The 10078-nt window shown below is 62.6% G+C and carries 6 protein-coding genes; 1 reads left to right on the top strand and 5 read right to left on the bottom strand.

The annotated features are described in order from the left end of the window. Positions 1 to 240: 240 nt before the first annotated feature. From ABZ824_RS30415 to ABZ824_RS30395, 5 genes are all read right to left on the bottom strand, one after another. On the bottom strand, positions 241 to 651 hold the full coding sequence (locus tag ABZ824_RS30415) for a type II toxin-antitoxin system VapC family toxin (protein WP_274752813.1): 411 nt from the start codon (positions 649 to 651) through the stop codon (positions 241 to 243). Next, positions 645 to 3995, bottom strand: a complete 3351-nt coding sequence (locus tag ABZ824_RS30410) for a DEAD/DEAH box helicase family protein (RefSeq protein ID WP_356967166.1) — start codon at positions 3993 to 3995, stop codon at positions 645 to 647. The genes ABZ824_RS30415 and ABZ824_RS30410 overlap by 7 nt, the downstream gene beginning before the upstream one ends. After that, positions 3995 to 5254: a hypothetical protein gene (locus tag ABZ824_RS30405; RefSeq protein WP_356967164.1), complete on the bottom strand. Its 1260-nt coding sequence runs from the start codon at positions 5252 to 5254 to the stop codon at positions 3995 to 3997. The genes ABZ824_RS30410 and ABZ824_RS30405 overlap by 1 nt, the downstream gene beginning before the upstream one ends. Continuing rightward, a complete protein-coding gene (locus ABZ824_RS30400) occupies positions 5251 to 6996 on the bottom strand; it encodes a class I SAM-dependent DNA methyltransferase (protein ID WP_356967162.1) in 1746 nt (581 codons plus the stop codon). Before ABZ824_RS30400 ends, ABZ824_RS30405 begins: the two co-directional genes overlap by 4 nt. A 433-nt stretch (positions 6997 to 7429) precedes the next feature. Further along, positions 7430 to 8137: a GIY-YIG nuclease family protein gene (locus tag ABZ824_RS30395; protein WP_356967160.1), complete on the bottom strand. Its 708-nt coding sequence runs from the start codon at positions 8135 to 8137 to the stop codon at positions 7430 to 7432. 241 nt (positions 8138 to 8378) lie between these two features. Between ABZ824_RS30395 and ABZ824_RS30390 the strand changes: the two genes are divergently transcribed. Beyond that, positions 8379 to 9821, top strand: coding sequence for a hypothetical protein (locus ABZ824_RS30390; protein WP_356967158.1), 1443 nt, complete (start codon positions 8379 to 8381; stop codon positions 9819 to 9821). The last annotated feature ends 257 nt before the right edge of the window (positions 9822 to 10078 follow it).

The raw sequence follows: 10078 nt of genomic DNA, 5'->3' as shown, positions 1-10078 counted from the left end.
TCGCGTTCCCGCTGGGGAATTACGTGAACGGCACCCTGCGGAATTACGTGAACGAAAACCGGCTCAACCTGGGGATTTCCGTGAACGCCGACAGGCCGTACCACAGGGGTCAGGTCAGGACCGTTGCAATGCTGTGGCGTCCTGGCGGCCAAGACGATCCGGTACGCCCACTACCTATAGACCAAACCGTGTTTCTCGTGCTGGTATGTGCAGCCAGCAGTCGGCACAACTGCCGAGTTCCTACGTCGGTGCGACCACTGTAAGACCGTGTGCCTCGGCGGCAGCGATGAGATTTTTGTCGTATGCGACGAAATACGTGAGTGCGGCTCCCAATTCGAGAGCAGCTGCCACGTGGATCGCATCCAAGGTACGCAAGGAGGCGCCGGGTGCGAGGTTACCCGCCTTCGTGAGAAGTTCCGCAGCCAGCGCGATGCGCGCGCAACGGTTCAACCAGATGGTGGCGAGCTCGAGCGTCTCCGGTTGCGCGCCTGCTCTGTGCAGGCCACGGTGCAACTCGGTCCGGGTCAGATGAGCGGTAATCTGGCGGGCGGAGGTCTGACTGACGAGCCATTCGCGCAGTGCTTCGGATTCTTCTTCCTGTTTGAACAGTTTGATCGCCGCGGAGGTGTCCATGTACAGGAAGTTCACCATGTCTCCTCGTCGCGCAGAGACATGACTGCCTCGCTTCCGCTGGGCCCTTCAGACGACGGAGGCTCCAGTGGCATGTCGGCAGCTTCTGCCGCTGTCGGTAAATCCTCTAGTGCGTCCTGATCGAGCACTCCGGCCGAGATCGCACGCGCTATGGCTTGCTCGGCCTCTCCGCCAGGTTCGCCGACTCGACCGGTCTGTCGATCAGATACCGAGGGTTCCGTCGGCTGATCGATCGCTGCCTCGTAGAAGGCGTCCGCTAGCGCCATGATGACAGCGCTGATGCCAGGGCCGTCGCTGAAGAAGTAGTCGGCCATGGTGTTGTGGGCCTCCTGGTTCTCAAGGACCGCCTCGGTGACTGCCGCCTGGAAGTCCTGAGATTCCATGAACTGCTTCTTCGAGTTCACCTTGGTCTGGTTGACCAGGTCCGGGTAGGCGAGCAGCCGCTGCACCAACCCCTGTACGAACTCACGGACCTGCGACTCGGCGAACGACTCGGCACCGAAGAGGTCGTTCATCTTGTCGATGACGACCTGTAATGCGACGTACTTCGGCTCCTTCCGGGTGCCGGTGCCGGCAGCGCTGATGCCCTTGAGTTCGCCCTCACCGGTCAGCGAGATGTCGACCGCGGTGCCCCTGGTGTGTTTGACCCCGACCAGGACCACGTCGGAAAGGTCGACCTCCGCGGCCCAGGAGGAGTCCGCGATAACCTTCTCCAACAGGCGCAGGAAGATCGACAACATCTCCATGTACGGGTCGCCATAGTCGACGATCTGGCTCATGAAGTCGTAGAGCCGGACGTAGGTGGAGACGTCCTTGCGGAACAGGTCGAGGGTGTTGAGGGTGACCTTGTCGTCGGCCTCGATCGCGGCAGCGTAGCGGCGGGCGAACTCGTGCTTGGCCGGGCTGATCGCGGCCGAGAGTGCGTTGTTGCCCTTGCGGGTGACCCATAGTTCGGCGACCTCGCGCACCTGCTCTGGCGTGTAGATCCCGGCCTGGGCGAGCTTGGTGGCGAGGTGGACGACGATGTACGGGTCGGTCTCAGTCTCCAGGGTGGCATTGGTGAAGTACGGCTCGAACGCAGCCCGGATGTCCTCAGGTTTGTTCACGAAGTCGATGACGAACGTCTTGCGCTTCTGCTCCCCGCCCGCAGTGCGATGGGTGCGGTTGAGCCGGGAGAGTGTCTGCACGGCAGTGACCCCGGAGAGCTTCTTGTCCACATACATCGCCGAGAGCAGCGGCTGGTCAAAGCCTGTCTGAAACTTGTTGGCGACCAGCATGATTTTGTAGGTCACCCCTTTGAAGGCAGCGGCCAGGTCCGAGCCGGCGCCGGGGTTCAGGTTGGCCTCGGTGAACTCGTCGTCCTTGGTGGGCTGCGGCCCCCAGTCCGAAGCCCACTTCTCGTCCTCGGCCATCGTCACCGAGCCGGAAAAGGCGACTAGGGTGCGATAGTTGTAAGAGGCGTCCATGGCGGCACGCTTGGCGATGTAGGCGTCGATCGCCTTCTTGTACTTCACCGCGGCCTTGCGCGAGTCGGTCACGACCATCGCTTTCGCTTTGCCCTCCAAGAGGTGGGCGACGTTGGCGTGGAAGTGCTCGACGATGATCTGCACCTTCTGGCTGACGTTGGTCGGGTGCAGTTTCACCCACCGCATCAGTCCCTTACGCGCCGCGGCCTCCTCCACCTCGCCACCGTCGCCGCTCTCGGCCTTGCCGGCGATCTTCAGCGCGGTGTCGTAGGACTGGTAGCCCCTGAGCACGTCGAGGATGTAGCCTTCCTCGATCGCTTGGCGCATCGAGTAGAGGTGGAACTCGACCGGCTTTCCGTCAGGACCCTTGCGGCCGAAGAGTTCCAGGGTCTTGTTCTTCGGCGTGGCGGTGAACGCGAAGTAGGAGATGTTCTCCGACTCGGCCCGCTCGGTCATCTCCGAGGCCAGGATCGCCTCGACGTCGACCTCACCGCCGTCCTCGATCTCCTTGACCTCCTCCGCGGTCAGCACAGCCTTGAGCTTGGAGGAGATCTGGCCGGACTGCGAGGAGTGCGCCTCGTCGGCGATCACCGCGAACCGCCGCCCCTTCAACGACGAGTCGGCTCGGATCTCGTGGAGGGCGAACGGGAAGGTCTGCACCGTTACCGCGATGATCAGCTCCCCGCTCTTCAAAGCGGTCGCCAGCAGACCGGATTTCGACTTTGCCCCCGCCTTGCGGACGTCCTGCGGGCTGATCGTGGCCACGATGTTCCCGGACCCGTCGATCTGCCGGATCGCCTCTTGGAGTTGCCCGTCGAGCACGGTGCGGTCCACGACCACGATCACCGAGTCGAAGACCTTCTCGTCGTTCACGTGCAGCCGCGCCAGCCGATGCGCGGTCCATGCAATGGTGTTCGTCTTGCCCGACCCTGCCGAGTGCTCGATCAGGTAGCGATGCCCCACCCCCTCCTCGCTCACCGCGGCCACGATGTTCGTCACGGCCTCCCACTGGTGAAACCGAGGAAACAGCATGCTCGTGCGCCGCACCGACGTCCCGGTCGCGACGTCCCACTCCTGCTTGGTCTCCACGATCATCAGCCGGCCGATGATGTTGAGCCAGGCGTTCTTCTCCCAGACCCGCTCCCACAGGTACGCCGTCGCCGACCTCTTCTTGGTACCAGGCGGGTTGCCCGCGCCGCCGTCGTGCCCCATGTTGAACGGCAGGAAGTGCGTTTTCTCGCCCTCGAGCCGGGTGGTCATCGCAGCCAGGTCGTTGGAAACCGCGAAGTGCACCAACGCCCGATGCCCGAACGACAACAGCGGCTCCGGCCGCCCGTGGGTCAGCGGATGCCGGTGCTTGCGGTACTGGTTGATCGCCTCATCGAGAGACTGGGCGAAGTCGGTCTTCACCTCCGCGGTGGCGACCGGCAGTCCGTTGACGAAGAAGACCAGGTCGATGCTTCGGGTGTCAGCGGTGGAGAAATATACCTGCCGCATCACCCGCACCCGCATCGCCGCGTACTGCTCGTTGGTAGTCGCGTTCAAGCTGGTCTCGGGGCGGAACTGCGCCATCTTCAACCGGCCACCGCCGATGTACTGCACCCCGTTGCGCAGGATGTTCAGCGTCCCGCCACCATGTTCGAGAGGCTTGTCGAGCGCCGTGGTCAGCACGTCGAGGAACTTCGCCTCCGATCCCGCCGCCTTCAGGGCTTTCTCGTACGCCGCCTGCTGGGTCTCTTGCAGCCAGGCGAACAGGTCCTCGGGGAAGAGCGCTCGTTCCCGGTCGTAGCCGGTGTCGTTCTTCGAGTAGAGCCACCCATGGTCGGCCAGGTACTCACAGATCTCGGTCTCGAAGACGACCTCGTTGTGGTCGGCCATCACGCCATCTTCCGTACATCGATCTGCCCCGTCACCGCCGCCGTAATCAGCGCCGACCGGCGCTCACGAGCGAGGTCAATCAATTGCTCCGTTTCCGCGATGAGCTGATCGATCTTGGCAGTCTCACTCTCCAAGTACGTTACGATCCGGTGCTGCTCATCCACAGAGGGCAGCTGCATCGGGAGGTTCACGATGTCGGATTGGCTGATATTGAGCATCGAGTGGCTTGTACCGGTGGCCTCCAACTCGATCAGATCGCGCCACCTACGGCTTCCGAGCACTGCCGCCACGAACCGCGAATCTGCTCGACTCTCATCGAGCGAGAAGGCGTACAGCTTGTCACAGAGCATGAGCCGCGGGAAGTCGCCCTCGACCACTGCCGCACTGCCGACCAGTTCACGGGTATTGGCGCGCGACACAAGAAGATCACCTCGAATTACGACGATCTCCGGGCGTGGGATCTCGTCTTCCGGCAACTCCTTATTCTCCATCGGACGGAAACGACCGCCGTTTGCCGCTCCAGCCTTGAGAACGGCCCAAGTCTCGACGCCATCGGCTGGCCACGAGCAGCATTGCGGGCTCCACCCCTGCCGAACCGATCGGATGATGTGCTTCAGTCGCGCCCCGGTGGTACCGACAATGGCCACAGCCTCCTCAACCACCGCACGACGACGCTCGCGGAGCATCTCGATCAGGCGCTGCTGCTCCCTGATGAGCGTGTCGATGCGGACGGTCTCGCGGTCGAGGTAGTCGGCGATGGCGCGCTGCTCCTCGATCGACGGAAGGAGAACAGGCATTACTCGGTAGAGATCATTGTCGATCTCCGCCTGGCCGATCCTCACGCCCCGAGACTGCAACGCGTAGCCGGCAGCGTAAGTAGGGCTCCGGAAGAGCCAGTTCAGGTAGCGAGAGTCTGCATCGTGTCGAGGTGCGAAGCAGATGTAGTGTCCCGAAACGATCCCTCGCAGGCCGGAGATGCCGACTGATCCTTGCCATGCCTTCATCCGGTTCGTGACCAGCCACCCAGGGTGGACAAGCTGGTAGATGTTCCGGTTCTCGGCGGTCTTGTTGATGTTGTCCCGAGAGTCCTTCGCAACGACACCATAGTCGCGGAACACCGAGAGCATCTGTTCGTCGGGGTGCCCGACATCCTTGATCCGCTCGAACATCGACCACAGTGGCCTCGTCGTCCAGCCAGCTGGAACGTCGCCAAGCCACGGCACGCCCGAGTCGACGTACTCGGTGTATTCCGTGCTCATCCCTCCACCTCACGAAGCAGGCCGAGGATCTTGGAGACCTGCTTCTCCAGGTCGGCGTCGATCTCATCGAGGGAGCGGGGCGGGACGTACTTGTAGAAGTGGCGGGTGAAGGGGATCTCGTAGCCGGTCTTGACCTTGGCCCAGTCGATCCAGGCGTCGGGTACGTGGGGTTTCACTTCGGCGTCGAAGTAAGCGTTGATGACCTCGACCTCACCGGCCGCGCCAGCGCTCGATCCGCTGTAGGTGAACGGGACGTTCTCGGTGTCGCGCTTCTTCGGGTCCGGCTTGGGCTTGCCTTTGCGGTCGACAACCGGCTCGCCGAATTCATCGAGGAGGGGCCGCTCGATGGTGATTGTCCAGTAGCCGAACTCGTCGTTGCGCAGCACCTTGGAGTGGTCGGGATCGGCGTCGGTGAAGTCGGCGTACAACTCCACGACCTTGGCTCGGTCGGCGTCGCTGATCTCGCGGCCCTTGGAACCAAGGTTCTTGCGCATCTTGGTCCAGAACGATGTGCCGTCGATGAGCTGAACCAGGCCCTTGCGGTCCGGGTGCTTGGTGTTGTCGAGGATCCAGATGTATGTAGCGATGCCGGTGTTGAAGAACATGTTGGTCGGCAGCGCGATGATCGCATCGACCAGGTCGTTCTCCAGCAGCCACTTGCGGATGTTGGAGGGGCCGGACTCGGCGGCGCCGTTGAAGAGCGGCGAGCCGTTCATGACGATGCCGGCCCGGCCGCCGCCGTCCTCGCGGGCGCGCATCTTATGGGCCAGGTGGAGCAGGAAGAGCATCTGCCCGTCCGAGGTCGACGGGAGACCGGGAGCGAACCGACCGTAGGGGCCCGCTTCGTCGCGCTCTTTCGTGACCGCCTTGGCGTACTGCTTCCAGTCGACGCCGTACGGCGGGTTGGACATGCAGAAGTCGAACTGGCGGCCCTTGAACGCGTCATCGGTCAGCGTGTTACCGAAGGCGATGTTGGACGCGTCGTGGCCCTTGGCCAGCAGGTCCGACTTGCAGATCGCGTACGACTGCGGGTTGTACTCCTGGCCGTACAGGCTCAGCTTCGCGTCGGGGTTCTGTGCGAGCAAGTGCTCCTCGGCTAGGGCGAGCATGCCGCCGGTGCCCGCGGTGGGGTCGTACAGCGTGCGGACGATGCCGGCCTCGGTCAGGTCGGCGTCCTTCTCCGCGAAGAGCAGGTCGACCAGCAGCCGGATCGCGTCTCGCGGGGTGTAGTGGTCACCGGAGGTCTCATTCGCAGCCTCGTTGAACTTGCGGATGATGTACTCGAACGCATCGCCCATGTCGGCGTTGGAGACGACGTCCGGATGCAGGTCGACGGCCTTGAAGGACGTAATTACCTCGCGCAGCAGCTCCGCCTTCTCCAGGGCGAGGATTTCCTTCTTGAAGTCGAAGTATTCGAACACGTCGACATCGGGCGAGAACCGGTCGATGTAGTCGGCCAGATTGTCCGCCAGCCCGTCGGCGTCTCTGAGGAGGTTGGCGAAGGAGTAGTTCGAGGTGTTGTAGAACGGCCGCCCTGTAGCCTTCTTGACCTCGATTTTGAGCCTGTTGGGGTTGTCGTACTTTGCCGCCAGCGCGCGCACCGTCTCCCGGTCGGGCTCGAGGATGCAGTCGAGGCGGCGCAGGATCGTGAGCGGGAGGATCACGTTGCCGTACTGGTTGGGGCGGTAGGGACCCCGCAGCTGGTCGGCGATCGACCAGATGAAACTACCGAGGGTGCTCACAAGGCTCCTTACGAGGCTCACTCGACGATGAATGCTAGACGCCCAGCGCGAGCCCGGGCGCGCCGACCGAACAGGCGGCGCACAGTCTGCAGCAGCCGGTGCGTCACAAGAGCATCATCGCGCATCACGACACCCCGCGTGCCACGAGGTCGGCAGCAGCGACCGACTCAGCGAATCCGTCGCACTCGGCTTTTCCAACGTGAATGCCCCTGGGGCACAAAAGCTGCAACCGCCTACACCAGCCCACCCTACGCGGTTTTCGAGATCGTGATGGCCGAAGACTCCGACAGCGAGGAACTCACATGACACCACGCCGAAGTCCTCTACGAGGTCACGAAATGGTTCGGTTCCCGCAGTCGGGCTAACTCTGGTACCCGACACTGACGGTCGACTGGCTAGGCCGCATGGCCGTCACAGCCTGCCGGTCTCGGCATTACTCGGTGATCTTGAAGTCCCGGGCTCGTCGAACCTCTTGGAATGATTCGTAGTCGTACTTGCCGAAGGTCTTCAGCAGGGTCTTCAGTTTCGTTGCGTCGAATTTCGGCACCTGGCACTGCTCGAACAGCTCCTGGTCGGTGGCCTTGACCAGCTCAGGGTTGATGCGTCGAGTCTCGATGGTTCGTTCCCAGGTGGCGACTCCCTCGATTCCGCTGGTGGCGCCGATGACGAGTTTGAGCTCGATCTCGATCAGTTCCTTCTCTGCCCGCACTTGTTCACGGAGGGCCGCCAGCCGCGCGTCCTCTGCATCCAGTTCGATCCAGCGCTGCCGCAACCGGACGGCCGTATCATCGCTGGGCAGTAGCGTCGGTTCCGGCTCGAGGTCCTCGAGTTCTTGAACCCTTCTGATCTTCGGAAGCTCGTCGGCGAGGTAGTCTCGGCATTGCTGAAACACCTGCGCTGCCTCGGCTTCGGTGAGGTTGTAGATCTCCGTGCCACCTTCGCTGCCGCGCCGGTGACCCCATTCGTCCTTCACGTACTTCTCGAGCGCCTTGTAGTCGTCGGATTCGATGGCGTCGAAGAAGATCGGCGGATACGGACAGCCGGTCTGCAGCGTCGGCCTGCGCTTCTCCGGTGTCTGAGCAGTTTGCCCAAATTTGAACTTGTCCACGTCGCCGAGCCGGAAACCGTAGAAGTACCCCACGATCAAGAATCCCCTCTGTGCCGGTGCAGTTTTCGGGCAGCACGCCCGATCCGATGCGAAGTATGGTTCCACAGGCCACCGACAAACATCGAAGATTCAGACATTACGAAACTGGACGCTAGTCCTGTTGCAGGGGAAGACCTTTCGCCACAGCGATGCGCTTCTCAAAGGTGTCCAATCTGTCGGTCGGTACGCGTACTGTCCACGGCACCAAACCAACTCGCGCAGAAGGGCCTCTGCGATGGTGACAGCCAGCGCCGCGGTACAGCATTTCGATCTGAACATCGAGAAGGTTCTCGAACATTGGCCGATACCGTTCGCCGTCCGCGAGATCATCGCGAACGCTCTGGACGAGCAGGCCATCACCGGCACCGCCGACCCCTCGATCGTCAAACTCGGCGACGGCGTCTGGGCGATCAGCGACCGGGGTCGTGGTGTCCGGTATCAGCACCTCACCCAGAAGGAGAACACCGAGAAACGTCGGCACCCGGGGGTGATCGGGCAGTTCGGGATGGGGCTGAAAGATGCTCTCGCGGTCTTCCACCGCCGCGGCATCGCTGTCCGGATCCAGTCCCGTCACGGTGACATCACCACCGCGATGCGGCCCAAAGGCGGATTCCCCGACATCGTCACCCTCCACGCGGCCGTGAGTCCGCCCAGTGAACCGCGCCGAGACGGCACAACGGTGATTCTGCGCGGCGTCGCCGACACCGATATCGAGGCGGCTAAGCAGTTCTTCCTGCGCTACAGCGGCGACACAGTGCTCGAGGACTGCGCACACGGCCAAGTCCTTGCGCGCCCGGCCCGGAAGGCGCCTGGCAACATCTACGTCAAGGGCCTGCTCGTCGCCCAGGAGGAGAACTTCCTGTTCTCCTACAACATCACTCATCTGACCAAGAAGCTGCGGCAAGCCCTCAACCGGGAACGCAGCAACGTCGGCCGTACCGCCTACACCGACCGGATCAAGTCCATCCTCATCGGCAGCCGATCCGCCGAGGTCGCCGGTGTCTTGGCCGATGATCTCGCCGGCTATGAGACCGGCCGGATCCACGACGAGCTGAACTGGCTCGATGTCGCTCTCCACGCCTGTCAAGTGCTCGCCACCCACGAGAAGGTCGTGTTCGTGACCGCATTCCAACTCGCGTTCGGCGGACCACAGGTGAACTACGCACGCGACGAGGGATACCGACTCCTCGTGGTACCCGACATCATCGCCGGGCGGCTCGGCGGCCTTGCAGACTTCGATGGCAACCCCGTGGTCGATCTCGACCAATACCGCCGAAACTGGAACGACAGCTTCTCGTTCACCTTCGTCGACCCAACCGACTTCACTGCAGCCGAGCATGACGTGTTCGGCCTCACCGGAGCGGTGATCGCCGCGGCCGGCCTCAACCTGTCCCGTATCAGGGTGAAGTCGATACAGATCTCGGAAACCATGCGACTCAACGAATCCGGCGACCAGGTCGTCGGAGTATACGAGCCCGACACCCAACGAGTCGTAATCCGCCGCGACCAGCTCGGCAACGCCGTCGACTACTGCGGGACCCTGCTCCACGAACTCACCCACGCCGCCACCGGTGGCATCGACGGAACACTGCAATTCGAACAGGCACTCACCACGCAGCTCGGCGTACTAGCGGTCGCCGCACTGAAAACCGCTAATAAGTACGGCCGCCGAGCCTGAACATCAGGATGATCGGCAGGGAGCGTGGTCGGCCGAAACATGTGGAGTCGATGGTTTGGAACCAACTACTTCTCCGCCATCCTCACAGCCGCAGGTGCCACCGACGCCCATCTTCTACGTCGCGTCTTATCCTTTCACAGATCGCCATCGCGGCGGCTCGGCGCTGAGACACGTTGCCCGGCAGTCGTGCTCACATGTCGGCCTCGTTGTCCGTCTTGGTTGTATTGGCGGCGATGATGCGCTGGCTGCAGGTGTAG

Source organism: Nocardia sp. NPDC047038 (assembly GCF_040644075.1).
In the GTDB taxonomy this organism is placed as follows: Bacteria; Actinomycetota; Actinomycetes; order Mycobacteriales; family Mycobacteriaceae; genus Nocardia; species Nocardia sichangensis.
Note: the sequence above shows the minus strand (reverse complement) of the source record. Positions and strands in the feature narration are given on the sequence as shown.